Annotated in this window: 20 protein-coding genes and 1 pseudogene; 4 read left to right on the top strand and 17 right to left on the bottom strand. The window is 55.1% G+C overall.

The genetic code is table 11. The features are described from left to right. Nucleotides 1-502: 502 nt before the first annotated feature. The gene (locus tag C5O24_RS02825) at nucleotides 503-1,360 is read left to right on the top strand and encodes a hypothetical protein (protein ID WP_107681418.1); all 858 of its coding nucleotides are present in this window, start codon (nucleotides 503-505) and stop codon (nucleotides 1,358-1,360) included. Between the two features lie 443 nt (nucleotides 1,361-1,803). On the opposite strand, the gene C5O24_RS02820 is transcribed toward C5O24_RS02825, so the two are convergent. The 6 genes from C5O24_RS02820 to C5O24_RS02795 all read right to left on the bottom strand — a co-directional run bounded on the left by C5O24_RS02820 (nucleotide 1,804) and on the right by C5O24_RS02795 (nucleotide 7,861). Further along, the gene (locus C5O24_RS02820) at nucleotides 1,804-2,829 is read right to left on the bottom strand and encodes a glycosyltransferase family 2 protein (protein ID WP_107035152.1); all 1,026 of its coding nucleotides are present in this window, start codon (nucleotides 2,827-2,829) and stop codon (nucleotides 1,804-1,806) included. Continuing rightward, nucleotides 2,826-3,767 carry a DMT family transporter gene (locus tag C5O24_RS02815; RefSeq protein WP_107681417.1) on the bottom strand — a complete coding sequence of 314 codons (942 nt, stop codon included), beginning with the start codon at nucleotides 3,765-3,767 and terminating at the stop codon, nucleotides 2,826-2,828. Before C5O24_RS02815 ends, C5O24_RS02820 begins: the two co-directional genes overlap by 4 nt. A gap of 19 nt (nucleotides 3,768-3,786) precedes the next feature. After that, nucleotides 3,787-4,965 carry a D-alanine--D-alanine ligase family protein gene (locus tag C5O24_RS02810; RefSeq protein WP_107035150.1) on the bottom strand — a complete coding sequence of 393 codons (1,179 nt, stop codon included), beginning with the start codon at nucleotides 4,963-4,965 and terminating at the stop codon, nucleotides 3,787-3,789. A gap of 22 nt (nucleotides 4,966-4,987) precedes the next feature. Then, nucleotides 4,988-6,586, bottom strand: a complete 1,599-nt coding sequence (locus C5O24_RS02805; RefSeq protein WP_107035149.1) for a Mur ligase family protein — start codon at nucleotides 6,584-6,586, stop codon at nucleotides 4,988-4,990. A 63-nt stretch (nucleotides 6,587-6,649) separates the two neighbouring features. After that, nucleotides 6,650-7,411 carry an alpha/beta fold hydrolase gene (locus C5O24_RS02800; protein WP_107035148.1) on the bottom strand — a complete coding sequence of 254 codons (762 nt, stop codon included), beginning with the start codon at nucleotides 7,409-7,411 and terminating at the stop codon, nucleotides 6,650-6,652. A gap of 126 nt (nucleotides 7,412-7,537) precedes the next feature. Then, the gene (locus C5O24_RS02795) at nucleotides 7,538-7,861 is read right to left on the bottom strand and encodes a hypothetical protein (RefSeq protein WP_107035182.1); all 324 of its coding nucleotides are present in this window, start codon (nucleotides 7,859-7,861) and stop codon (nucleotides 7,538-7,540) included. A 188-nt stretch (nucleotides 7,862-8,049) separates the two neighbouring features. Here C5O24_RS02795 and C5O24_RS02790 point away from each other — a divergent pair, with 188 nt between their 5' ends. Together C5O24_RS02790 and porU are read left to right on the top strand one after the other, a co-directional pair. Further along, nucleotides 8,050-8,820: a glycoside hydrolase family 25 protein gene (locus tag C5O24_RS02790; protein WP_107035147.1), complete on the top strand. Its 771-nt coding sequence runs from the start codon at nucleotides 8,050-8,052 to the stop codon at nucleotides 8,818-8,820. Between the two features lie 110 nt (nucleotides 8,821-8,930). Continuing rightward, complete coding sequence (porU, locus tag C5O24_RS02785) at nucleotides 8,931-12,320, top strand: type IX secretion system sortase PorU (RefSeq protein WP_107035146.1); 3,390 nt, start codon at nucleotides 8,931-8,933, stop codon at nucleotides 12,318-12,320. A 25-nt stretch (nucleotides 12,321-12,345) separates the two neighbouring features. On the opposite strand, the gene C5O24_RS02780 is transcribed toward porU, so the two are convergent. From C5O24_RS02780 to C5O24_RS02735, 11 genes are all read right to left on the bottom strand, one after another. After that, nucleotides 12,346-13,770, bottom strand: a complete 1,425-nt coding sequence (locus tag C5O24_RS02780) for a CCA tRNA nucleotidyltransferase (RefSeq protein WP_107035145.1) — start codon at nucleotides 13,768-13,770, stop codon at nucleotides 12,346-12,348. Further along, a complete protein-coding gene (locus C5O24_RS02775; RefSeq protein ID WP_107681416.1) occupies nucleotides 13,767-14,942 on the bottom strand; it encodes a M24 family metallopeptidase in 1,176 nt (391 codons plus the stop codon). The genes C5O24_RS02780 and C5O24_RS02775 overlap by 4 nt, the downstream gene beginning before the upstream one ends. Beyond that, nucleotides 14,939-15,418: a gliding motility lipoprotein GldH gene (locus tag C5O24_RS02770; RefSeq protein WP_107035143.1), complete on the bottom strand. Its 480-nt coding sequence runs from the start codon at nucleotides 15,416-15,418 to the stop codon at nucleotides 14,939-14,941. Before C5O24_RS02770 ends, C5O24_RS02775 begins: the two co-directional genes overlap by 4 nt. Next, nucleotides 15,415-16,839, bottom strand: a complete 1,425-nt coding sequence (locus tag C5O24_RS02765) for a PSP1 domain-containing protein (RefSeq protein WP_107035142.1) — start codon at nucleotides 16,837-16,839, stop codon at nucleotides 15,415-15,417. The genes C5O24_RS02770 and C5O24_RS02765 overlap by 4 nt, the downstream gene beginning before the upstream one ends. Continuing rightward, nucleotides 16,839-18,383, bottom strand: coding sequence for a ribonuclease Y (rny, locus tag C5O24_RS02760; RefSeq protein ID WP_107035141.1), 1,545 nt, complete (start codon nucleotides 18,381-18,383; stop codon nucleotides 16,839-16,841). The genes C5O24_RS02765 and rny overlap by 1 nt, the downstream gene beginning before the upstream one ends. A gap of 118 nt (nucleotides 18,384-18,501) precedes the next feature. Next, entirely contained in the window at nucleotides 18,502-18,819 is a 318-nt protein-coding gene (locus C5O24_RS02755) for a cell division protein ZapA (RefSeq protein WP_107035140.1), read from the bottom strand. A gap of 6 nt (nucleotides 18,820-18,825) precedes the next feature. Then, nucleotides 18,826-19,107 carry a hypothetical protein gene (locus C5O24_RS02750; RefSeq protein WP_128702053.1) on the bottom strand — a complete coding sequence of 94 codons (282 nt, stop codon included), beginning with the start codon at nucleotides 19,105-19,107 and terminating at the stop codon, nucleotides 18,826-18,828. Between the two features lie 228 nt (nucleotides 19,108-19,335). Further along, nucleotides 19,336-22,890 carry a glycoside hydrolase family 2 TIM barrel-domain containing protein gene (locus C5O24_RS02745; protein WP_107681415.1) on the bottom strand — a complete coding sequence of 1,185 codons (3,555 nt, stop codon included), beginning with the start codon at nucleotides 22,888-22,890 and terminating at the stop codon, nucleotides 19,336-19,338. 270 nt (nucleotides 22,891-23,160) lie between these two features. Next, a complete protein-coding gene (locus C5O24_RS13925; RefSeq protein ID WP_161553773.1) occupies nucleotides 23,161-23,310 on the bottom strand; it encodes a hypothetical protein in 150 nt (49 codons plus the stop codon). Between the two features lie 100 nt (nucleotides 23,311-23,410). Then, nucleotides 23,411-25,117 carry a peptide MFS transporter gene (locus C5O24_RS02740; RefSeq protein WP_107681414.1) on the bottom strand — a complete coding sequence of 569 codons (1,707 nt, stop codon included), beginning with the start codon at nucleotides 25,115-25,117 and terminating at the stop codon, nucleotides 23,411-23,413. A 42-nt stretch (nucleotides 25,118-25,159) separates the two neighbouring features. Continuing rightward, nucleotides 25,160-25,600: a SufE family protein gene (locus tag C5O24_RS02735; protein WP_107035136.1), complete on the bottom strand. Its 441-nt coding sequence runs from the start codon at nucleotides 25,598-25,600 to the stop codon at nucleotides 25,160-25,162. 157 nt (nucleotides 25,601-25,757) lie between these two features. On the opposite strand from C5O24_RS02735, the pseudogene C5O24_RS02730 reads away from it, so the two are divergent. Further along, nucleotides 25,758-26,037 (top strand): annotated as a pseudogene (locus C5O24_RS02730) (1,4-alpha-glucan-branching enzyme); the annotation flags it as partial.

Here is a 26,037-nt window from a genome sequence, read left to right as displayed (position 1 = left end):
GATTTTGTCCGGCGTTTTTTGCTTTCATCCTCAGTTGTGTAGCTCGCTACACGCCCTCGTCTTCAAGCAAAAACCACTCGAACAAATCTCAAAAATCACTCGCAGCTAATTTTTGCGAGTTACTTATCGCATAGCGGTTTATGGCGTCGAGATAAAGAACTTTGCAACGGCAATAAAGCATCATCAGGAATTCCCGAAAAAAGCGCGGCCCAGAACGAGTGACGCATTGTAAAAGTCACTAATTTTGCGTCATAATCAAAAAAAAATTATTGCTGTCCGGTAAAACTTTGACATGATAGGAAATGGACTATTTTTATCTCATACAGCATGAAACAGACTCGTATAGATGTCTTTTAAGGGCTTTTTGATGCTTAATGCTACCAATTTCACATCGCCTCAAATGACAAGCCCTTTTTCGTAAAACAGGTGTAACTTATTATATTTGTAGAGAATATATGATTTTGTCTTTTTTTACCGGACAGCAATAAAAAAAAATAAAATCATGGACACATATTTACAGCTTACTGGAATGGATCTTAATGAAAATGGCGAATGGGTCGATGTGCCTTTAGAGAATGTAGTACCCAAATGGCTCTATGAAAGTCTTATGGAGGACGAGGATGAGGACGAGTACGAGGATATAGGCGATGACTACTGTGTGCCGATCCCATATATTCAAGACGATTTCAAGGCATGGCTGATGAACAAGCGCGGCATTTCGGCAAAAAGCGCTGACGATTATATACGCGCCTACTGTTCTGGTTATGAATCGGCGTTTGAAGAGGTTGGAATAGATCTATATAATCTGCTGAAATACATCTTTGAAGGAAAATTGGATTTTGAAGGAACATTGGATGAAACAGAGTCTGATCTGACAGAGGAAGATGCGCCCAAACTTGTTGAAATATACGTAGAGACAATGCTCGAAGATGAGGATGCCTATACGAAGGCTGAACTGCGCGCGATGAAACACTACCATGCCTTCATAGTAGAGGTGGCAGAAACCTTAGACAAGACTTATATCAACAAAAAAAGTCGTTCGCTGCCAAATGAAGATGAGTTCCGTTCATGGCTCGAAAACGAATATAAGATGAACTATGACAATGCAACAAAGATAGTCTCATCAGTAAAACGAATGGATCTGGAGCTTCCTTCATTGGTGTCTGAACCTATGACATTTCTGGATGTGCTCCGCGCTCTTCCTGCAGCCCACATGCGACCGAAATATCTCAATTTAGTACGAACAAAGCAGCAAGCTATTTATCATAGGATCAATTGCTCAGACAAGACCCTCCAAAATGGTTTTTCAAACATCAATTACTACATTAATTTCCTGAACAGCAAAAACATTGGCAGGTGAAAGAAAAAGAATTCTTTGACTGGCTCACAAAATCAGGACCACAAGAGAACTGCGCTTGCCCAATACATTGAGTTTAGACGCACAAGCCTGGCAGACACACCGTACACGAGCGATTCAGGTGACTGCGAAAAGCACTGAATCTAACGATGCCTCCACAGCATCGGATCAAATCTACAAATCGCCCGAAAAGACCTTTGAGGGGATGGAAAGAAGTCCATATATATTTCTTCGTGTTAAATTCAAACACTCTCTTAGAGAGTGTTTGAGCTTAACTTCTATTCACTCAAAGAGGATTTTCGGAGAGATTTGCGTGAGTTGATGAGGGAGCGATGCGGGCATCGTGACCGATGAAACTTGACGGAAATCGCCCGAAAAGACCTTTGAGAGGATAGAAAGAAGTCCATCTATATTTCTTCGTGTTAAATTCAAACACTCTCTAAGAGTTACTTAATGCCGTAGATCCATTCCACGGCCTTGCGTAGCAGGCGTGCGGGCAATATCGCCGCCATCTGGCAGTAGAGCCTTGCCGGCAGACTGATGCCGTTGACGCGCCATATCTTGCCGTTTACCTCTGGAAAGGTGTTTTTCCATCGCGACGGTTCGGGGTGCGGAGGCTGCAGCAGTTTGATCTTGGCGGCGAATTTCATCGAGTCGAGAAACCGGCGGTGAAGCTCTGCCAGTCCTTGGTCCACAAACCATTTCTCCATCAGCAGCGCATATACAAGGCGGTCGTGTGTTATCGTTTCCGTGTGGCCGTTCATGGTCATCGACGGATTAAGCTGATCGTGGCAGTAATAATAGACAGGAGTGTCGGTGGTGGATATGCTCCGCGCAAGGGCTATCGCGCGGCAGCTGACGCTCAGATCCTCCCAGAAGTCGATCCCCTCGGTGGGCAGCAGGTCGTTTTCGGTCACGAGCGTGCGTCTGACAAGCTTGTTCCACAGTGCGAATCCGGCTGTATCGATCGCCATACGGTCAAGTCCTTCAGCGATTTTAGACCCTATGATCCGGTTTTTTCCCGTGGCACACCTCTCATAGTACGGCGCCGCCACTATGTCGGCGCCTGCTGAGGCCTCCCACAGCACCGACAGGGCGTCGGGATGCATCATGTCGTCGGCATCGCACTTTATCAGATACTCGCCCCGCGCCTTTTCCACTCCCGTGCGGTAGGCCGATGCCGACCCGCGGCGAAACTGGTGAGCCGTCAGCACGGTGCGTTCGGCCATACCTGTGTCGAGTCGCAGATAAAGCTCCACTATCTCTTCGGAGCGGTCGGTGCTCCCGTCGTTGACCAGAATATACTCCACCGTCCCGTCGAAGATCTGAGCCGAGAGGCTTTCGAGAGTGCGCTGTATGGTGCGTTCGGCGTTGTGATAGGGCACAATGACGCTTATGAGTATCCTGCCATTGCCGGAAGCTTCCTGCGGCAGGTCGTCGGGCCGTAGTCGTCGGGTCGGGATCTCTGTCATCGCTTATGCCGGCGGCGTGGTATGCGGGGAAACATTCTCTTGACCGACGAAAGCCGCAGACTCATCCGGGGGGCGGCAATGACCGCTGTCACTGCCGCTATGATCGCGGCGAGGCCGATGATCTCGCGTGGCGTCAGCCGCTCACCGAAAACGCTCACTCCGATCACCACCGCTGTCACCGGCTCGAGGGCGCCCAGTATGGCCGTCGGAGTCGAGCCTATGTAGTGGATCGCGCCGGTGGTGCACACAAACGACAATGCGGTCGGAAACACCGCCAGACACACGAGGCAGCCCCACAGCCACCAGCGGTCAGCCGGAGGCAGCTGTATGTCGCCGGCTATGAGCAGACGCGCGCCGAATAGCGTCACGCCGAACAGCAGCAGGTAGAACGTCACGCTCAGTGTGGCCACATATTTCAGCGACGATTTGTTGACGGCCACGATATAGATAGCGTAGGTCAGAGCCGACGCCAGAACCAGGGCGGTGCCTGCCAGGCTCAGCGACTGTCCGTCGCCGGTGCGGTAGAGCAGTCCTATGCCGCCGAGCGCAAGAGTTATGCTGGCTATCATCACCGGGCTGAGGCGCTCTCTGTAGAACGCCGCCATGATCACCGCCACCATCACCGGATATACAAACAGTATGGTCGACGCTATGCCCGCATCCATGTAGTTGTAGGAGAGAAACAGCGACAGCGACGACAGGGCCATGAGCAGCCCGAGTGCGGCCAGGGTCAGCGTCTGGCGGCGTGTCACCCTGAAGCTGCGGCCGCGGATGGCTGTCATGCACGCCAGCAGCGGTATGGCCATCGCATAGCGGAAAAACAGCACTGAATCCGCTGTCATGCCTGCCGAGTAAAGAGGCAGGGCGAATAGCGGATTCATGCCGTATGTGGCCGCGGCCGTTATGCCGAGGCAGTAGCCTTTCAGCCGTGGATTCATTCAGATCGGTCTGTGAGGGTCATTTTACACCTTTTGCGCCCTTTACACCCCCGCCCATGGCGAATATGTTGGCGTCGTAGGTGGTGGTCTTGCGCTGACGCTGGCGGTCGCGTTTGAGAGCGAGTTTCACCAGACGGTCCATCAGTTCGGCAAAAGGTATGCCCGACGCTTCCCACAGGTAGAACGAGAGTGATCCCGGGATAGTGTTGATCTCGTTGACATATATCTGGCCGTTGTCTTCGTCCATGATCACATCGACGCGGCTCACGCCGTGACACGACAGCACTCTGAACGTTTCGCCGGCCAGGAAGCGGATCCGGTCGCTTGTGGCCTCAGGCAGATCGGCGGGAATCCGTTTGGCCGAAGCCTGCATCCCCTTGGAGCCTTTTGAGCCGCCCATGTATTTGTCTTCATAGGATAGTATCTCACCGCTCTTGATCGGCTCTTCGCACACCGAAGTCTGATATTCGTCGCAGTCGCCGAGCACCGAGCAGTTGATCTCTTTCAGATTGTCCACCATGTGCTCCACGATGATACGCGAGGAGTAGGAGGTTGCGTCGGTCACGCACTGCACGAGCCGCTCGCGGTCGGCCGCGCGGCCTATGCCCACACTCGATCCGAGATTGGAGGGCTTGACTATCACCGGGTAGCCGATCTTGGATTCGATCCGGTCAACGACCTCCTGACGGTTGTCGAACCATTCCTTATCGGTAAACCACACGTAGTCCACCACCGGCACCTCGCAGGCCTGAAGTATCATCTTCATCGTGATCTTGTCCATGCCGTTGGCCGAGGCAAGCACGTCACATCCGGCAAACGGCAGGCCGATAAGATCGAAAAGACCCTGTATGGTGCCGTCCTCACCGTTGGCTCCGTGGAGCACGGGAATAGCCACGTCGATGTGGGCGGCTACATCCGTGCCGAACATTTTACGGCGCGCCAGATAAAGATTGGAATCGCCGTATGCCGGGCGCATATACACCTCGCTGCACTGCTGCAGGAGTTTCTTTGGATCGCGGTAGTTCGATACCTCGGTGAGCGCCTCGCCTGTAAACCATCGTCCCTCTTTGGTGATGTAGACCGGTGTCACATCGTAGACATCGCGGTCTATGGCTGCCATGGCTTGGGAAGCCGAAATGACTGAAATTTCGTGTTCGGTGCTTCTTCCGCCGAAAAACACTCCTATGTTGGTCTTCATATTGATGGGTTTTGTTGTATGCTTATTTGAATGTGTCGGGCAGATCGTTCTCGTAGAGCACGGTATCGCCTGATTTCATTATCCCCGACAGCATGCTCTGTGCCTGGGCGAAAGTGTCGGTGATTATTATCCTGTCGTCGGTCATGCCGCCGTCTGATGCCCCCGAACGTATCGCTTCGCGGTTATAGCGGCCTACGATTATGGCTATATCGGCGCAAGCCGCTATTTTGCGGCCAAATTCATAGTTGAGCTTCTCCTGACGCTCTCCCAGTTCGATCATGCCGGGTGTGACTACGATACGGTTTCCGCCGGTCATCCCCGACAGCACGTCGAGAGCCATGCCCGATCCGGTTGGATTGGAGTTGAAGGCGTCGTCGATTATGGTTATGCCTCCGGGAGTGCGGCGCAGGCTCAGGCGGTGTTCCACCTGGCGGATGTCGGCTACGGCGAAGCGTATCTTCTCCTGAGGCACGCCCAGACGCACGGCCATGGCTATGGCCGCAAGCAGGTTGGAGATATTGCATTCACCTACAAGACGGGTCTGGAGCTGCATGCTGAGACCGTCCGGGCCGTTGACGGTGAATGTGGTACCCTGAGGTGAGTATGCGATGTCGGTGGCGGTCCATTGCGCTCCTGCGGTGTTGCTCACGGCATACCGGTCGCAATGGGTGTTGGTCACCTCGCGATCGGCGGCATACGGGAAGTCATTGTTTACAGCCGCATATCCGCCGGCCGGCAGAGAGTCGATAAGCTCGAACTTTGTGCGTTGCACGTTCTCGATCGAGCCGAACGATTCAAGGTGCTGCTCGCCGACGGCGGTGAGTATGCCGTATTCGGGATGAACCAGATCGCAGATCTCTTTGATGTCGCCGGGCTGTTTGGCTCCCATCTCCACAATAAACACCTCGTCGTAGGGTTTGAGATATTCGCGGATTGTGCGCACCACACCCATTGTGGTGTTATAGCTTCCGGGAGTCATGCAGGTGGCGAAATGCTCGTCGAGAATGCGCTTGAGGTAGTGTTTCGTGCTGGTCTTGCCGTATGACCCGGTTATGCCCACCACCTTCAGGCCGCGGCATGAGGCGAGGATGCGGGCGGCATCGTCACGATAGCCTCGGTTTATGCGGTTTTCAAGCGGCTGAAGCAGCCACACTGCGGCCATGATCACGATGTGCGAGGCGCAATACAGGATCTGTAGCGCCACCGAGGCCGCAAAAGCCGGCAAGAGCCATGAATGTCCGTCGGCGGCAACGGCGGCAACGGCGGTGATGGCTATGGATATGATGGCGCTGACACTGTAGATGCGTCGGGCGCGCGGGGTCATCACCAGCGGTTTCTTGTATCGGCGGGTCGACAGATACCAGATATTGCCTATGGCGAAGGCGCCGATGAGGGTCATCCCTACGCGGTCGGAGGCGAAGGCCGCCAGCGAGGCGAGAGCCACGGCCATGCCGGCCAGACGAGGCCACGATGTGGTGTCGGCCGACGAACGGAGCCACCGGCGGTAGCGCTCGATGCGGTAAGAGTTCTGCTGCATCATCATCAGATCGCGGCGAAGCTCTGCCGCCAGGCTAAGTGCGGAGCAGACCGCAATTGTACAGAATATTATCGTAATCAGCATATATATCGGTTGTGATCAGTTTGTGTCGTTGTGATGACGTGGCGTTTTTTTGCCTTCGCGTGGTCAGGATTTCAGGAAACTTGACATTACTGCGGCAAACTGCCTCGGATTGTCGAGAAAACTGTAGTGGCCGCAGCCGGGAAAAGATACGAGAGCCGCTCCGGGTATCAGGCGCTCCATGATACGGGCGTCGCGCATCGGTGTAGCGGTGTCGTTCTCGCCCCAGATAAGCAGGGTCGGGGCTTTTATGGAGGACATCACTCGTCGGAGGTCGTGGTTGACTACTTTCGAGAGAACGGCTCTCATGCGGGGTGATGCGGCTGCATAATCGGCCGATCCATTGCGTTTGCGACCCTCTTCGATTTTGCGGGCGGCAGCCTCTTTGCCCATGGTCAGCTGCATTATGCGGCGTGAAAACTTGAAAGCATAGACTTTGAAGTAGTAACGCAGGCCGCGGCGGGGTTTTACTCCGGCGGCATCAATCAGTATGAGCTTGTCTGCCTGACGCCGTGAGGCGAACAGAATTGCTATGCGCCCTCCGAACGAATGGCCTGCAAGCACCGGATTGTCGATGCCGAGACGGTCGGCCAGCTTCTCTACGAGCGAGGTGTATTCCTCTACATTCCATGCTTCGGGGGGCTCGGGAGTGCTTCCGAAACCTGGCAGATCAAGCGAATACACCCGATGCGTCTGCGAAGCAGTGCGTGCTATGGATGCCACGGTGCTGCTGTCGCATCCCCAGCCATGCATGAGTATAAGCGGGCGTCCCTGTCCGCTGACATCATAGTGCAGCTGCAGGCCATCGATTTCGCATATCTGTTCCATGTCGTTTCTTTTCGCAATTCTTTGGCAAAGTTACGTAATTCTTTCCAATGTAGTCTGCAGTATTTGTCGCAACATTATCAAAAAAGTCTGCGCTCGACAATGTTTCCGGTGTCGGAATAGCTCCTGTCAGCGCCATTGAGCGAAGTGGCGTCGTCTGCCGAGATAACCGTGATCGCCGCTGTGGCGGTAGGCTTCTTTCTCGAAAGTGATGGCTCGGTAGGCTTCATGGCAGTTGCCGCGGCAGGCCGCAAGCCGCACAAGCCACTCCGCAAGATAGGCAATATAGAAAGGCAGATACAGCAGTTCGCGCATCTGGGCTGAGTGGATCCGCTCGTGGTTGATCAGTTCGGGGGTCACTCTTACGCCATGCTTGATCAGGAGCATCCCGAACAGGTTGATCGCCGCATATTGTCGTCCGACCGGCAGTAGGTTGTTGCGTATTATCTTCATGACTTTTTCTGCCGTATGAACGTTTTTTGATGCCATAAATTTCAGTAAGGAGGCAAAAATATTCAATGATCCGTCGTAGATGATTTGGTGGAGTCCGGCGGCGTTTGTATTTTTGCACTGATGTGTGGCCCGGTGTCGCACACCGCCTGACGACAAATCGCTGCAAAGTAGTAGATTCTCCGACACAGATGCACAGACTGATGACCATCATATCGATAGTGACGTTCAGCGCCATAGGGCTGCTGATATTCTATCTGGCCGTGACCGGACGGGGCGAGACATCACAGCCGGTCGATACTTCCGGCTATGTCGTCAGGGGTGCCGACATCTCTTCCCATAATGGATTTGTGGATTTTGATATGCTGCGCACCCACGGCATCGGATTCGTATATGTGAAGGCCACCGAAGGCGCCGATTTCAAGGACGCGTCTTTCGGAGCCAATATCAATGCCGCCCGAAGGGCAGGCCTGAAAGTCGGAGCATATCATTTCTTCCGGTTCGATTCGTCAGGCTATCTGCAGGCGCTCAATCTGCTGCATTCGGTCAGAGGTCGCCATCTCGATCTGCCGTTGGTGATCGATGTGGAGGAATGGACCAATCCTGTCAACCGTTCGACCGACCAGACTGTGGGCCGTATAAAGGAGATGGCCGAAGAACTGCGTGCCGAAGGCTACCGGGTGATGCTATATACCAACAAGGATGGCTACAGCCGGTTTGTTGAAGGGCGTCTTGACCATTACCCGCTGTGGATTTGTTCGTTCACTCCCCCCGACGACGGTATCGACTGGACTCTCTGGCAATACACTCATCGCGGCACGCTCAAAGGTATCGACAGACTTATCGATCTCAACGTCTATCATGGCACGAGAGAGCAGTGGGACAGTCTGACTTCGGTGCCGCGTGTGGTCCCTCCGCCTGTCAGGCTGCAATATTCCGGAGCTTCTGCCGTTAACCATTAGGATGTCGTGACATGACTTCCGGACTCCGGCTCATGATGCGGATTAATCTCAACCGCGACAACACAGGATAGAATAGTTTAATCTCTTAACGGATACTAACATTGTCGATATTGACCGACAACATATTGCAGCGTATCATGCTGCTCGTGGCTCTGATGGCGGCTATGCCTGTGGGAGCTGATGCCTTCGAACTGACGGCCTATGCCGATACTTCGGCTCTCGCATCGGGCCGATGGATAAAAGTCAGCACACCTCAGGAGGGCGGCATTCAGTTTGTAAGCTATAGCGATCTTCGCAAATGGGGGTTTGCAAGCCCCGAACGTGTCAGTGTGGCCGGATATGGAACGCTGACCGATGCCGACATCATGTCGCGGGCGGCCTATGTCGATGATCTTCCACAGATACCGTCGCTGCATGCCGACGGCGGCATTTATTTTTATGCGTCGCCCGCTTCGAGAAAAGTCACCGACGATGCCGGCCGCGTGACGGAGATCGCCAGCCCGTATGTGGTCAGGCCATGCTATTTCCTGACCGATTCCAGGAGTGTCATAGAGCTTTCGACCGAAGGAATAGCCGACGGCTCGGCACAGTCCGCGACGGAATTCGTATCGGCGGTCAGGCATGAAACGGATGCCGTCAGCTACGGTCAGTCAGGACGCGATCTCGTCGGCGAGGATTTCCGGATCACACCTTCACGCGTGTTTCGGCTCGATCTCCCGGGTCATGTCGAGGGTAGCGAAGCATGGGTCAGGGTGCGGTTCGCATCGCGCACAAGCGCGCGGTCGGCTATTACTCTTACCGCCGCCGGCCGGCGCCTGGATACCGATGGAACGCTTCCGGCCGTGACAGGCAACAACTATGGTTCTCTGACCGACATCGAGGTAGTTCTCACTCCTGTCGACGGCCGTATAGATCTCGGGATCACGTTTGTCGGAATGGGCACTATATATTCGGCCAATCTCGACAGGATAGATGTCAATTATCGGCGGCGCATAGCCATGGCATCGGAGCCGATCGTGTTCACGTCGGCACGGCCGTCGGTACGGCTGGAAAGAGCTGTCTCAACTACCCGTATATGGGATATTACCGATCCGCTTCGTCCTGTGGCGATGAATGCTGCCGTGAGCGACGGTGGAGCGGTGTGGACCAACCCGTTCATGGGCGAGAGAACGTATGTGGCATGGAACAGTGGCATGGCATTGCCTACCCCTTTATTCGAGGCTGCTGTGGCGTCGCAGAATCTTCATTCTGTAGCCGTCGCCCCCGATATGGTTATCATAGCCCCTCACGAACTGTTGGCCGCCGCAAGGCGTCTGGCTGCTCTGCATGAGCGCCACGACAGCCTGGTGACTTTGGTGGTCGATCAGGAACATGTGTTCAATGAGTTCGCGTCGGGCACGGCGCATCCTTCCGCATTCCGCCATTATCTCAAGATGCTTTATGACCGGGGCAAAGCTTCGGGTCGTCCTTTGAGATATGCGCTTATGATGGGGCGTGGATCGTTTGACAACCGTAGGCTGACCACATCGGTCGGATCGTTGCGACAGCCGCTGATGCCTATATGGCAGAGCGCTGAGAGCATGAGCGAGATAGGATCATACACTACCGATGATTATCTGGCTCAGCTTGAGGATAACGCCGGTCTGCGTCCAGATTCCGACCCCTACAGCATAGCCGTAGGCCGCATCACGGCTCGTTCGGAAGCCGAGGCGTCGGCCTATGTCGACAAACTGGAGCGTTACATGCAGGTCGATCATGGATCATGGGCGTCAAGGGCTGTGATGCTTGCCGACGACGGCGACAATGCAAGCCACATGCGACAGAGCGAGGAGCAGATACAGGCGTTCATGTCTACACGTCCGGGCGACGCGTTGCTTTATGAGCGGGTATATCTCGATGCCTATCCTCTTGTGGGAGGAGTCTGCAAGGAAGCTCGCACCCGGCTCCACCGTCTGATCGATGATGGTGCTGTGTGGTGGAACTATGTCGGCCATGCCAATAAATATTATCTGTCCTCGCAGGGGGTGATGACGCTCAACGACATTACGTCGCTGCGCAATCGCCGTTGGCCCGTTTTTTTTGGAGCTACATGCTACTTCATGCAATGGGACGGCGTCGACCAGTCGGGCTCTGAAAAGCTTCTTTTCAATTCGTGCGGCGGTGTCATAGCCGCCATAACGGCCACGCGCCCGGTGTTTATTTCGGAGAATGCCAAGCTCAGCAAGGCTATGGGACTGGAGGCTCTGGGCGCGGATGCCGACGGGCGCACTGTAGCGATAGGCGAGTCGCTCCGAAGAGCCAAGAACCGGCTTGCAGCGCCTGCTTCCGAATCCAATTCCAATAAGCTCCGCTACGCGCTGCTTGGTGATCCGGCGCTGCGTCCGGCTGTGGCGTCGTCAAGAGTTGTGCTGCTTGAGGTGGATGGACGCAAAGTGGATGGTTCCGACGCCGATGACATAGTCATGATGGCGCGGTCGCAGGTGAGGCTGACAGGTGAGATCACCGACGGACAGGGTCGACGTGATGAAGCGTTCAGCGGCCGGGTGAGTATGGTATTGTATGATGCCGAGCGGTCGGTCACGACGATCGGGCGTGATGTCGACGGCTCGACGGGTCGCAGATACACCTACGAGGATCACGGATCCAAGATATTCGAGGGGGGCGACACGGTGATAGGCGGACGTTGGTCCATGACCGTAAGCATGCCCTCGGAGATCGCCGACAACTACCGGCCGGCCACCATGGTTTTCTCGGCCACGGACAATTCCTCGGATGGCGCGTCGGGCTGTGAACGCGGCGTCTATGTCTATGGCATGGACGATTCGCAGCCTCTCGACACTGTAGCTCCTGTCATAGAGAGCATATATCTCAATCATCCCGGTTTCAGCGACGGCGGCAAGGTAGATCAGTCACCGATGCTGATAGCGCGGATCAGCGATAATGTGGGCATAAATCTGTCTACGGCAGGTATCGGCCACACGATGACCCTTCGCATCGACGGGCGTGAGTCATTCAACGATATCGCTTCGTACTACACTCCCGCCTCAGGCAGTCAGGCGGCAGGTACAATCAATTATCCGCTGACAGCGCTGGCTGAAGGCCATCACACTCTTGAGCTCAGGGTTTATGACACATCGGGCAACGAGGCCATTGCCACTCTGTCGTTTTATGTCGACAGTCAGCTCGCTCCGGAGATATTCGATATTTATACCGATGTCAATCCGGCCTCGACACAGGCCAATTTCTACCTGAGCCACAACCGTCCGGACGCAGTTCTCGGCATCACCGTAAGTGTCTATTCGATGAGTGGCATTCTTGTTTGGAGCACGACGGTCAATGATCGGTCGGATATGTTTACCACTGCGCCCGTAACATGGAATCTCACCGACAGGTCGGGGCGCAGAGTGCCGCGCGGCATCTATATCTACCGCGCCGAAATCGTTTCGGGAGCAACGCGTACGGTTTCGCCTGCGCGGCGTCTGGCAGTCACGGGTCACTGATCCGTTCCCGCAGCAGCTGTGGCTGTCACACAGGGCTGAGGCCGAGTCCGGCTGCCTGGCTGAGCAGGAATTCCATCGCTGCCTCGCGCTCATTGGGAATCACACCGTCGAGTATAGCGTCCTTTATGGCCTGCTTAAGCACACCGACTTCCCGCGACGGTTGCAGGCCGAATATTGTCATGATCTCGCTGCCGTCCACCGGCGGTTGGAAGTTGCGTATATGGTCGCGTGCCTCCACCTCCTCCATCTTGCGGCGTACGGAGGCGAAGTTTTCGAGGTGGCGTTTCACCTTTTCGGCATTCTTCGATGTGATGTCGGCTTCACACAGAGTCATCAGATCGGTAATGTCGTCGCCGGCATCGTGCAGCAGACGGCGTATGGCCGAGTCTGTAACTCCCTCTTCCACCAGAGCTATCGGGCGCATGTGGAGTTCGACCATTTTCTGGACGTAGCGCATACGGTCGTTCATCGGAAATTTCATCTGGCGGAATATCCGCGGTATCATCTTGCTTCCGATGAAGTTGTGGTTGTGGAATGTCCATCCCAGACTGTTGTCCCACCGCTTTGTCACAGGTTTGGCTATGTCATGGAGCAATGCACTCCAGCGGAGCCACACGTCGCCGGTCTTGGCGGCCACTTTGTCGAGCACCTCGAGAGTGTGCAGGAAGTTGTCTTTATGGCCTCGCCCTTTGACGGTTTCCACACCGCAGAGGGCGTGAAGTTCCGGAAATATCAGTTGCAGGAGTCCAGTCTGTTCAAGCAGCCGCCACCCGAGCGACGGACACGCCGAGCGCATGATCTTCATCAGTTCGTCCATGATGCGTTCGCGTGTGATGATTTTGATGCGCTGGGCGTTGTGGGTGATCGCCTCAAGGGTCGCAGGATATATCTCAAATCCGAGCTGTGTGGCAAACCGTATGGCCCTCATCATCCTGAGCGGGTCGTCGCTGAAGGTTATGTCAGGGTCGAGCGGTGTGCGGATGATGCCGGCTTTGAGGTCGGAAATGCCGTCGAAGAGATCGATCAGATCGCCGAATGTCGCTGTGTTGACGCTGACGGCCATCGCGTTGATGGTGAAGTCGCGTCGGCTCAGATCGTCGTGGAGCGTGCCGTCCTCCACTATGGGATTGCGGCTCTGCCGATCGTAGCTCTCTTTGCGCGCGCCGACAAATTCGAGTTCCATTTCGCCACGTTTCACCTGTGCGGTGCCGAAGTTGCGGAACACGCTCAGATGCGTGCCTTTGCCCATGCTGCGCGCCACGGCTTCGGCCAGTTCTATGCCGTTGCCTACGCTGACAAAGTCTATGTCGACCGACGGCCGGTCGAGCATCATGTCGCGGACACATCCGCCGACGGCGTAGCATTCGCGTGAGATACTGTCGGCAACGTTGCCGACAGCCTTGAATATCTTCTCTTTCTTGCGCTGTATGATCAGTTCGCTTATGTTCATGCCAGTAATTTGATGAACTGCTCGGGGGCGTTTGTGAGGCACTCTGTGCGATCAGCTCCCACGCAGTATGTGTTTTCGATTCCGACCGCTCCTGCTCCGGGTATGACGAATTTAGGTTCGAAAGCGATAACGTTGCCCGGGGCTATGATGTCGCGGCTTCGCGGAGCTATGACCGGCATTTCGTTGATCTCTATGCCTACTCCGTGGCCTACAAAACCGGCTTTCTGCCGGTGACCCATGAAATATCGCTCCAGGCCGGCTTCGCGGGCCATAGCCTCGGCGGTGGCATACAGGCTGCGTGCTTCCGCACCGGGACGTGCGTCGGTCTGCATCCTGTGGCATATCTCGATCGAGCATTGATGAGCCTTGGCGGCGAGATCGCTCGTGTGATCGGCGATGAAAGTGCGTGTCATGTCGGTCATGTAGCCGGTATAGTTGCCGTTGACATCCACCATCACAGTGTCGCCCGGACGGATGACTGTGCCGTTGCATCCTACCGGAAGCGACGGATCGAGCCCTTCGCCTCCCATGGCGAAGTCGTAGGGCGTCGGTGTGTCGGCGTTTTCACCGACGAGTATGTTGCCCATATAAAGCTCCATGGAGTCGCCGCTTATGCGGAACTGTCCTAGACAGCCTTCAAGGCGTGATATGCGTTCGATCTCCACCTGTAGCTCCAGATCGGTCATCCCTTCGCGATAAAGATGCGGTATGCGGCGGTAGACACGTTCCTGACGGATACCGCTCTGTCGTATCTTTTCGATTTCCGCCGGTGTCTTTGCCGAACGCAGCCGTCGCATGGCCGGTGAGAAATTGATCGTTTCCGCGCCTTCAAACGCTTTTTTCAGCCGTTCGGCCACGCTCCATGTCGTGACGTCGAGCTCCATGCCGAGCCGTTGCGGCATGTTGAGCCCGATGCTCTGCGCCATATCCTCGGGTTTGCGTATTGCGACCACTCCGTCACCCTCCAGGTCTATCGGACGCCTTACAAAATATATTTCCGGGCCGTTGAGGGCTACATAGATATAGCCGTCAAACACGCGGCCGGTCAGATAATAGATGTTGGCATTGTCTGTTATGAGTGCGGCGTCGGCTTTTTCGGCCTCCAGCTGCCTGCGCAGGTTGTCAAACCGCAGTCTGGCTTCCTGTGGCTCGAGAATGTTTAGTTGTTTCATCGTTTCAGTGATTGTCCTGTGATTCCGACAAGCTCTATGCCTGTCAGAGTGTCAACGCGCATCACGTGACGGATGTTTACCCGTCGGGTGGAATTGTCAACAGTGGTTTTTGTCGGCGCCTCTATCTGCATTGATGCTCCGATGCCGTGGCCATACCAGTGTCCGTAAATGTCACACAGTTCTATGCCGATTGTGTCGCGTCGTATGTTGTGGCTGTCATCTTCAAGGCTGACTTCCAAATACAGGTTGCGATAGGGATAGCTGTCGTTGTGACGCAGTGCGATGTGCAGCGGTTGTTCGATACGCATCGCTGAGTCGATGTCGAACTTTACGGTGTCGCCATATGCCCATCCGTCATGCGGAATGTGTGCGAACGAGTTGATTTCCCCATTGCCGCCGCATGATACGGCGACAGCCGCCAAAACGGCGGTTGCAAGCCGTCCGGCGGCTGTCGGTATGTGTCGGCGTATTGTCATTGGTCAGCCTCGCCCATCATGCGCTTTGACGGTGACATGGCCGGCGGCAGGGCCTGCTTGGCATTGCGTCCGGCTTCGAGATTGGTGTTGTCGGGAGTGTCGCCGGGACGCAGACGTCGCTTCTGCCGCTGACCGTTCTGATTCTGCGGTTTCTGTCCTTTCTGCTGCTGTCCGGAGCTTTTCTGCTCTTTGGCTTTCTGTTCCCTCGGTTCTCTGGTCTTCTGCGTGGCAGGTTCTTTGTGATCCTTGGGGTCGCGCTGCTTCGGAGAGCTGGATGCATCTTTCGACGGCTGCTGCCCCTTGTCGGATCTGTTCTTGCGGCGCTTCTTCTTTTTGTCGAAACGCGTGATATCCTGTCCCAGAATGTCGTTGTATTGTTTCTTGTCGGCCTCTTTTATCTCCTCTTCACGTTTGAGGTTCAGGGGCTTCTCGCCGTTTTTGTTGAGCTGTATGACCTCAAATGCGCGTTTGGCGTCGATCGTCACCAGGTTGGCGGCAATATTCTTGTCGGTGGAGTATGTGATCTCACGCTTGAACACGTCGTACTTGAAGTGGTAATAGGTGGCGTCGGCCGTTTCAAGGCGTATCTCTTTCGAAGGCATTTTCTTTATGCTCTCCACGTAGCTGTCGACTTCGAAATTGAGGCAGCATTTGAGTTTGGCGCACTGTCCGGCAAGTTTCTGCGGATTGAGCGAGATGTCCTGAAAACGGGCGGCGGCGGTGCCGACCGATACGAAGTTGGTCATCCAGCTTGCGCAGCACAGCGGACGTCCGCACGGGCCTATGCCGCCGATGCGTCCGGCCTCCTGGCGTGCGCCGATCTGACGCATTTCCACGCGTATGTGGAATGTTTCTGCAAGCACTTTGATCAGCTGGCGGAAATCGACTCGCTCGTCGGCGATGTAATAGAATATCGCTTTGTTGCCGTCGCCCTGATATTCCACGTCGCCGATCTTCATGTTGAGCTTGAGGTCGGCGGCGATTTTGCGTGAACGTATCATCGTGTCGTTCTCGCGTGCCTTGGCTTCCTCGTATTTTTCGAGATCGCCGCTCTTGGCTTTACGGAATACGCGTTTCAGTTCCGCGTCGGGTTTTACTCCGGCTCTGCGCATCTGCAGGCCGACAAGTTTTCCCGTCAGCGTCACCTGGCCTATGTCATGACCCGGAGCGGCCTCCACTGCCACCATGTCGCCGATCGCAAGATCGAGATGGGTGGTGTTGCGGAAAAATCCTTTGCGGGTATTCTTGAACTGCACTTCCACAAGCTCGTCGTCGGCCATGCCTCCGGGCACGTCGGCCAGCCAGTTGTGGCAATGCAGTTTGCCACGGGGCGCTACCTTGCAGCATGACGGTGACGGATTCAGGGGAGCGGGGTGTTCCGAATCAGGCGTGTCACCCCCTTTTTTCCATTCGTTTCCCATTATTTGGCAAAGCTAACCGAGCGTGTTTCGCGTATGACGGTGATCTTGACCTGTCCGGGATATGTCATCTCGTCCTGGATGCGTTTGGCGATCTCGGCGGAGAGCTTTTCGGTTTCTACGTCGTCGATCTTGTCTGCTCCGACTATGACGCGAAGCTCACGGCCGGCCTGTATGGCGTAGGTCTTGATCACTCCGGGATAGGAGAGAGCGAGCTGTTCCAGATCGTTGAGACGCTTGATGTAAGCCTCTACGATTTCGCGGCGTGCGCCGGGGCGTGCGCCTGATATTGCGTCACATACCTGCACTATCGGCGCGAGAAGCGATGTCTGTTCTATCTCGTCGTGGTGCGCGCCGATGGCATTGCATATTTCGGGCTTTTCCTTGTATTTCTCGGCGAGTTTCATGCCAAGGAGTGCGTGGGGCAGTTCGGGCTCTTCGTCGGGCACCTTGCCTATGTCGTGAAGCAGTCCGGCGCGGCGTGCTTTCTTGGGATTCAGACCGAGTTCCGATGCCATCACGGCGCAGAGATTTGCCGTTTCGCGTGAGTGCTGGAGCAGGTTCTGGCCGTAGCTTGAGCGGTATTTCATTTTGCCGACAAGGCGGATGAGATCGGGGTGGAGTCCGTGGATGCCGAGGTCGATGGCAGTGCGTTTGCCTGTTTCGATGATCTCTTCCTCGATCTGTTTGCGTACTTTAGCCACAACCTCCTCGATGCGTGCGGGGTGGATGCGTCCGTCAGCCACAAGCTGATGCAGCGCAAGGCGAGCTATCTCGCGGCGCACGGGGTCGAACCCCGAAAGCACTATCGCCTCTGGAGTGTCGTCGACTATGATCTCGATGCCTGTGGCGGCTTCGAGCGCGCGGATATTGCGGCCTTCGCGTCCGATGATGCGTCCTTTGATCTCGTCGGAGTCAATCTGGAACACCGTCACGGAGTTCTCGATGGCTGTTTCGGTCGCCACACGCTGTATCGACTGGACTACGATGCGCTTGGCTTCCTTGTTGGCGGTCATTTTCGCATCGTCCATGATGTCGTTGATGTAGCTTGCTGCGGCAGTCTTTGCTTCATCCTTGAGGCTCTCCACAAGCTTGTCTTTTGCCTCTTCGGCGGTCAGACCGCTGATATGCTCCAGCTCTTCCTGCGCTTTGTGGCGGAGCGAGTCGAGTTCGGCTTTCTTTGATTCGGCCATGGCGAGCTGTTCGTCGAGGCGCTGGCGTGTCTGTTCTATCTCGTTGCGTGCGCGCTGGTTCTCTCCCTGCTGCTGATTGAGCTGCATCTCGCGCTGTTTGATCTTGCTTTCGGCCTGCTGCACTTTGGATATGCGCTGCTGTGCCTGTCTCTCGGCTTCGGCCTTGATCTTGATCTCCTCTTCGCGGGCTTCGAGCAGACGGTCTTTCTTGATAACCTCCGCCTCTTTTTTAGCTTCGTCAATGATGGTGCGTGCGCGGCTTGTGGCCATGTTGCGCTGAACGATCATTGCTGCGACGGCACCGATGGCCAGAGCCACTATGGCTGTGATCAGAATGAGTATGATGGTCGTCATGTCTATATGTCTGTTGGTTTTATAAGGTTATTAATGATAAATGTTGTCAATGTCTCAGCTCTTTTGTGTACGGGCCACGCGTCGCGCGGGGCAATGGGCGCAAGAATATCACACACAGTCACTCTTCGTTTCCGTAGGCGCCTCGGGGTGTTTCGCGAGCCAGCATGCTGTCAAGATCAGCTTCGAAATCCGACAGCATCCTTTCTCCGTCCTCTATCTGGGCTTTCAACGTCATGTAGCCCTTGGCGTAGAGAAACAATACCATGGCCATGACTTCTGCCTGCGGTCGGTCGACAAATCTGTCGCGCCATTTTGACCAGCTGGCGTTGGCCTCTTTGGCCGCGGCTCTGAACAATTCCTCCTCTTCAGCGGCGATATTGATGCGGAGCGGAATATCTGCTATCCTAATGTTTATGTATATCTTCTTTTTGTCCATTGCATGTTACTCGCCCAGGTCGGCGATACACTTGTCAATGTCCCGTACTAATCCGGCCAACAATGCCCGAGTGTTCTCTGCATCGCTGCGGCTCGGACTCACCGAATGAACCACCCGGAGATACTCGTTCTCCTGATTGAGAAGATCTATGCGCTTCTGCAATCTCTCGTTGTCTTGCTCAAGCTCTCTGATGCGCTGCCGGGCTGCCGTTGCAGCCTCTTCGAGCATCTCGTGGCGCTTGAGCAATAGGGCGGTCTTGGTGCGCAGGCTGTCAAGACGTTGCTTCAAATCTGCGGACATTATTATGCCAATTTTTTACAAAAGTACAATTTTCAATTGTCATATCATAATGGGACATATGTTTTTTAACAAAAATATTCCAAAATGCTTCGCTAAAATGCTGCGCTGGCATGGTGGTATCATTTCATGTCGTATCGGATGCAAATGACAAGGCGGTGTGCCGAAGCCCGAACTTGGGGATCGACACACCGCCAATGATATGGTGGTAACGTGCGCTTACTTGACGGGAGTGAAACGCAGGGTGTAGTTCATGGTCTTGTCAGGGACGCGGTAGATCGGCAGGGTGTCGACATCGGCTCCGCACGACGCGTTGCCAACGCCGCGGGTCCATGCGTCGAGATGCAGCACGCTGTAGGGACGTGCGTTCATTTCCCAAAGATGATTGGCGCGCATGAGATCGGCGTCGGTATAGGGAAGGATTGAGAATGCGACCCTGCCCTGGGTGGTGATCTCGATGCCGCGACCCGAAGCATCCGTGAGGCGCAGCTCGCGGAGGCCTTCGCGGCCGCCTGTGGATTGTGGCTTGACGTAGGGCTCAACCATGTCGGCCACTGTTGTGCTGTATCGTCCTACGTATGCTCCGTCGAGGCGGTCGGCGTAGTTCTCGTATGGTCCGTGGGCGTAGTAGTCGACGATGTCGAGCGACGGGTTGATGGCGCAGACGAGGCCGGCCCGGCGGAGGTTGTCGCTGTGCGGACGGAATGTGACATTCATATCCATTGTGCCGTCGGGGCAGAATGTGTAGGTTATGTCGGTAGAGCATTTCTCTCCTTCGCGCACGGCAGTCACCTCAATGTTTTTGCCAACGGCGCGGTAGCTGACTGTGGCGTTAGGCGCCATGCCTGTTATCGTATCGGTGAAGCGGTCGTTCTCGATCCATCGGTGGTTGTCGTAGGTGAATCCCTGACGGTCGGCTATGACGCTTATGCCATTCATGTCGAGCGAGGTCATGACTCCGGTATTGGTGTCGAACGTGGCTGAAATCAGCTTGTTGGCAATGTGCAGCGTTGCGTCGGCAAGCGTGGCATTGAGCTTGTCGCCTTTGCTGTTGTTTTCGGCCAGAGGGGCACGTTCGGCGATGATGAACTGACGGCGTGCCACTTCGTGGCCGGCGTCGGCGAATGACTGGCTGTCGTGATATGTCACCTTGACATCGACAAGTATCTCTTTGCCGGCGTCAATCTTGCTTATGTTGGCTCCCAAAGGTATGGTGATTACGGTCGAGTCGCCCGGGGCTACTGCCGGAAGAGCCTTGGTTGCAATGGCTCTGGGATGTCCGTCGATGAGCAGCGAAGTGCCGACGTCGAGTCCTTCGAGGGTGCGGAATGCGTAGCGGTTGGCGATGCTTACGGTAGCTTCCCGGTCGTTGTGGCTGAGCATGCGGATCTTGACGAAACTGTGGGCGGCTCTGACTTCCATGAGTTTGGCGCTCTCCTGGCGGGTGGCCGGAATGACGCCGTTGGAGCAGAAATTGCCCTGATGCGGGCCGGGGTAGTCATAGCCGGTATGCAGCCGGTAGACGCCCTGCTTGATCTCCTGTGGATCGTAGATGGCCTGGTCGACCCAGTCCCAGATGCAGCCTCCGATTGTGGCGTCGGAGTTTTCCATGACTTCCCAGTATTCCGAAAGGTTGCCGATGGCATTTCCCATCGCATGGGCGTATTCGCAGAGTATCATGGGCTTGTCAAGTCCGCTCGTGTTTTCGTGCATCCATTTCATGCCGGGATACATTTTCGAGTAGAAGTCGGAGAAGCGGCTTCCGCCATATGGTTTGTCGGCACGGGTGCCTTCATAGTGGATGGGTCGGGTGGGGTCGAGCGTCGCGGCGGCGTCATAGCACCACTTGAAGTTCTCGCCGTTGCCGGCCTCGTTGCCGAGGCTCCACATTATTACCGAGGGGTGGTTGCGGTCGCGAAGCACCATGCGGTCGATGCGGTCGACAAACGCCGGAATCCATGACGGCATGTCGCTGATCGACTGGTTGGCATGGTCTTCCAGGTCAGCCTCGTCGATGGCATAGAGTCCGTAATGGTCAAACATCGCATACATTCGCGCGTTGTTGGGATAGTGGCTCGTGCGGATGGTGTTGATGTTGTTCTGTTTCATCAATGTCACGTCGCGAAGCATCGATTCGGTGCGCACGGCACGGCCGTAAAGGGGGTCGCTGTCGTGGCGGTTTACGCCTTTGAGCATCACCCGCTTGCCGTTGATGTAGAGCAGTGATCCGTCGATGCGTATATCGCGGAATCCGTGTTTGGTGGAGAATGCCATTTCCTCTTTGCCGTTCTTGCCGTCGCGCTGTATCACGCTGACGGTATAAAGATTGGGCTGCTCGGCGTTCCAGAGGGCTACATCGGCAAGGTCGAAGGCGGCTGTCACTCCGGTAGTGTCTGTAAGGTTGTAAAGTATGGTCTTCTCGGCGATCTGCCGGCCATTAGGATCCGTCACTTTCACCACGTATTCCTTTATGCCTTTGTGGTTGCTACGGTTGTCGATGTCGAGCTTCACTTCAAGGTGTGCCTTGCTGTAGTTTTCGGAGAGCCTGGAGGTGATGACGTGGTCGCGCACCGACGCTTCGGGCACGTTGTAGAGGTAAACATTGCGGTGTATGCCGCTCATGCGGAACATGTCCTGACACTCCAGATATGAGCCGTCGCTCCAGCGGAAAACCTGGACGGCAATGTCGTTCTGGCCGGGGTGGAGGAAGTGGCTGATGTCAAATTCGGCATCGTTGTTCGCTCCCTGGGTGTAGCCGACATATTTGCCGTTGACCCAGACGAATGCGGCGGAGTAGATGCCTCCGAAGTGGAGCATTGTGCGTCGTCCGCTCCAGTCGGCCGGTATGTCGAACGTGCGTTTGTAGGAGCCTACTGGGTTGATGCCGTAGTTGACACCTCCGTCATTGAAGCCTTTACGGGCGTTGATGAATGGCGGGGTGTTGGCGTGGGGATACTCGACGTTGGCGTAGATAGGCTGGTCGTAGCCCTGCATTTCCCAGTTGGAGGGTACGGGTATGGTGTCCCAGGCAGATGTGTCGAAGCTCTCGTTGTAGAAGTCAAGCGGACGTTTCGAGGGGTTGTCGACGAGGTTGAACTTCCATGTGCCGTTGAGGCTTAGGTAGCGGTCGTTGACAGGCTCTGTCCAGGGTGTGGTGTAATATGCTTTGTCGGCGAGCATTGCCGCTTCCGATGCGTAGGGCATCATTGTGGCTGCCCCCTTCTCTTTGTTCTGTTCGAAAATCGTTTCGTTTTCCCAGAAGTTTTTGCGGCGTTCCTCGTCGCTTTCGGCAGTCTGCTGCTTGGTATCGACCGGCAGGAAGGCGAATTTGGCTGCTTTGCCGCTAGCGCGCTTCACCAGGGTGAGGTTGCCGTCGCGGTCGGTGGCAATGGCCATGTCGGGCTGGTTGGTCGGTATGAGTGTGGCTCCGTCGACGGTCCAAAGCTGTGATTCGTCAGAGCCGTTGTTGACTCCGAGGGTCAGTATGGTGCCCTCTGCGCGTATGGCCAGATCGCTTGCCGGATTGATCATGCGCCAGCTGCCCGAGAGCCCGGTGATGCTCCAGAGCTGTTGCGGGGTGTCGGGGCGGTTCTCTTTGAGAGCAACTGTCGTTGGGCCGGTCTCTTCGATTACATACTTTGTGTTGGACTTCAGCACGATTTTATAGTGCTTGTCCTTGTCGAAGCTCACTTTTTGCTGTGCTCCCGCAGGAAGCCATGCCGCTATGATGAGGCAGAGGGCCGTCAGCACGGTGCTGAAAAATGGTTTAGACATAAGATTGATTTGTTGTGATTGATGTTTATATTCTGCTCACAAAGTTACAAAAAACCGGTGGAAATGTCGTTGAACGATAGGCGGTTTTGTCACATGACTGGGCGCTATTTTGGATTTTTTATGGTTTAGGCGGAGCTGACGAGGGTTTGGTAATGCCTGTAACGCCGACCCTGGAGTCCGATCTGCGTTGCAGGTCGGATGATCCATAGCCGGCGTGATGCTGCTTTAGGTCATCGGTAACAGTCCGATGCCGTATATGTGATGCTTGTGTTAGCGCGTGCTAGTGTGGCTGTCAGTCGCTTTTATGCCTACCCTCCGTGTGAGCAGCCGATTGACTGTGGCTCCGGCGAGGCTTGTCAGGCATACGGCTCCTATGATCAGAAGCCAGAGCAGAGTGGTGTGTAGGTCAATGGGCTGCATGATGGATTGTATATGGATGTTGATTGTTGTGTCTTTACAACAACGCCCCGCGCCAAAAGGTTCGGCGCGGGGCGTTGTATTCTGTTAGGACCTTGTCGGTTCAGATGGCGTCGTCCTCTACGGTTTCGAGTGCGTCGCGTTTCGCCTCGGGGGAGGGCTTGTCGGATGTGGCGGCCTCAAGTTTCTTCATCATCGCAAAGATGAACAGAGCTGAAATGAGGCATATCACAATGAGTATGGCCCAGACCATATAGGTCGGTATTTTACCCCAGAGGAGCATAGGGATCGACACAAGGTAGTTGCCTACGGCTGTGGCGGCAAACCATCCTCCCATCATCGAGCCTTTGAGCTTCGGGGGAGCGACTTTGCTGACAAACGATATGCCCATCGGTGAGAGCAGAAGTTCGGCAAACGTGAGGAGTAGATAGGTGGAAATTAGCCAGTTGGGTGATACTGACGCCTGAGTGCCGACGATGGACATCGATCCGATGAGCATCACTCCATAGGCCACTGCGGCCATGATCATGCCGTAGCCGATCTTGCGGGGAGCCGACGGCTCTTTCTTCTTGCGGGCAAGCCAGCCGAAGAGCGCTAGCGACACCGGTGTGAGCGCTACAACATAGAAGGGGTTGAACTGCTGGTATTGCTGCGGCTGTATGCCTGAAATCACGTCGGGGGTGCTGGGGTAGATGTAGAAAGCCACTCCGGCTGCGAGTGCTACGAACGCTATTCCGCAGATGATGCGGAGAGTGCCTTTGGCTTTGAACATGCCGAAAATGCACCATACGGCGGCGGCAATCATTGTGAGGCCGAGGAGGTTGAATCCTACACGAGTCCATCCGGTGGCTTCGGGAGCTGTGCAGCTCTTGGCAAACTCGGTGAGCGTGGCTCCGTTCTGGTGGAATACCATCCAGAAGAATATCACGACTGCAAACACAAGGAAGAGAGCCACGACTCTCTGGCGGGTCTGCTCGGGTGAGAGTTCGGGGCCTGTTTCAGCCTGTTTGCTGTCTGTGGCGGCGGTGTTTTTATCGGTGATGACGTGGGAGTAGGCTTTGCGTCCGAGGAAATAGATTAGGAAGCTGATCACGAGCGATGCGCAGGCTACTGCAAAGGCGTAGCCATAGCCGGTCGAAAGGGTTTCGATATAGTGTGATGCCCATGCGGAAATGTCCGATCCTACCTGCATGCCGCTTGCTTCGGCTTCGGCTACCAGTTCGGCTCCGTTTTCGGCTCCGTCGAGATATCTGTTGCAGATGGAGGGCAGGTCGGCCTGATAGACGAGGCCTTGTGCCGACATGGCTTTGTTGCACATGTAGGTGGCCATTCCCGGAGCGAACATCGAGCCTACGTTGATGAGCATGTAGAAGATCGAGAAAGCCGAGTCGCGCTGTCCGGCATATTTGGGGCTGTTATAGAGGTCGCCGACCATCACCTGCAGGTTGCCTTTGAAGAGGCCTGTGCCGGTGGCTATGAGCACGAGAGCCGCACAGAGGATCACGAGCGATGTCGTCGATCTGATATCGGTCGGTATGGCCATTACGGCATATCCGACAAACATCACAGCAATACCTGTGACAACGCATTTGGAGAAGCTCCATTTGTCGGCCACCCATCCGCCTACAAGGGGCATGAAATAGACAAGCGCCAGAAATATGGCATAGATCTGGCCTGATACTGTGGAGTCGAATCCGAATTTAGCCTGCAGATAGAGCAGGAAGATGGCGAGCATGGTGTAGTAGCCGAATCGCTCGCCGGTGTTGGCAAGTGACAGGACGCACAGCCCTGCCGAAGGGGATTTTGACATATTTGATGGTTAATGGTTAGATTTCAAAAGGATCCGCAGTGTTCAGTCGGCTGTGCCTGATTTCTGTTCGATAGCCTTGAAGGCGACGGCATACATCTTCATCTGCCGCACCATGGCGAGCAGTCCGTTGCTTCGTGTCGGCGATAGGTTTTCCGACAGGCCGATGCGGTCGATGAAATATAGGTCGGCGTCGGCCACCTCGGTCGGCGTGTGGCCGTTGAGCACCTCGATCAGCAGCGCTATGATGCCTTTGACTATGATGGCGTCGGAGTCGGCGGTGAATTGCATTTTGCCGTCCTGAAGCTCTGCGTTGAGCCACACGCGGCTCTGACAACCCTCTATAAGGTGGTCGGGGGTCTTGAAGCGCTCGTCGATGGGTGGAAGCTCATTGCCGAGATCGATGATCATGGCGTAGCGATCCATCCAGTCGTCGATCCCTTCGAAGTCGGCTGCTATCCGGTCTTGTGTCTGGTTGATAGTCATAATGTTTGCTTTCTCTCTGCAAAATTATGCAAAAAAAGCGGCATTTACAAATAGGTTCCGCGGCTTGCCGAAAAAATAAGAAGCAAAAGGCTTGGTGTTACAAAAAAATATCGTTAAGTTTGCGATATAAAACATCAATACTTATTCTTAAATAACCATGCCCAAAGCCAGGAAAATCCTTAACATCATTAAAAACGACCCGTGGCTGGCGCCTTACGCAGCCGCTATAGAGGGACGCCATGAAGATGCCGTGAAAAAAGAAAAAGAACTGACGGCTTCAAGCCGGTCGCTCGATGATTTTGCAAATGCACACAATTATTTCGGATTGCATCGTCAGAGCGACGGGTCGTGGGTGTTTCGCGAATATGCGCCCAATGCCACCGCGATAACCCTCGTCGGCGACTTCTCCGGCTGGCAGGAGCAAGCCCGGTATGAGT

The sequence above is a fragment of the Paramuribaculum intestinale genome (assembly GCF_003024925.1).
Taxonomy (GTDB): domain Bacteria; phylum Bacteroidota; class Bacteroidia; order Bacteroidales; family Muribaculaceae; genus Paramuribaculum; species Paramuribaculum intestinale.
The sequence above is the reverse complement of the archived record's forward strand: the minus strand, read 5'-3'. Positions and strand labels throughout refer to the sequence as shown.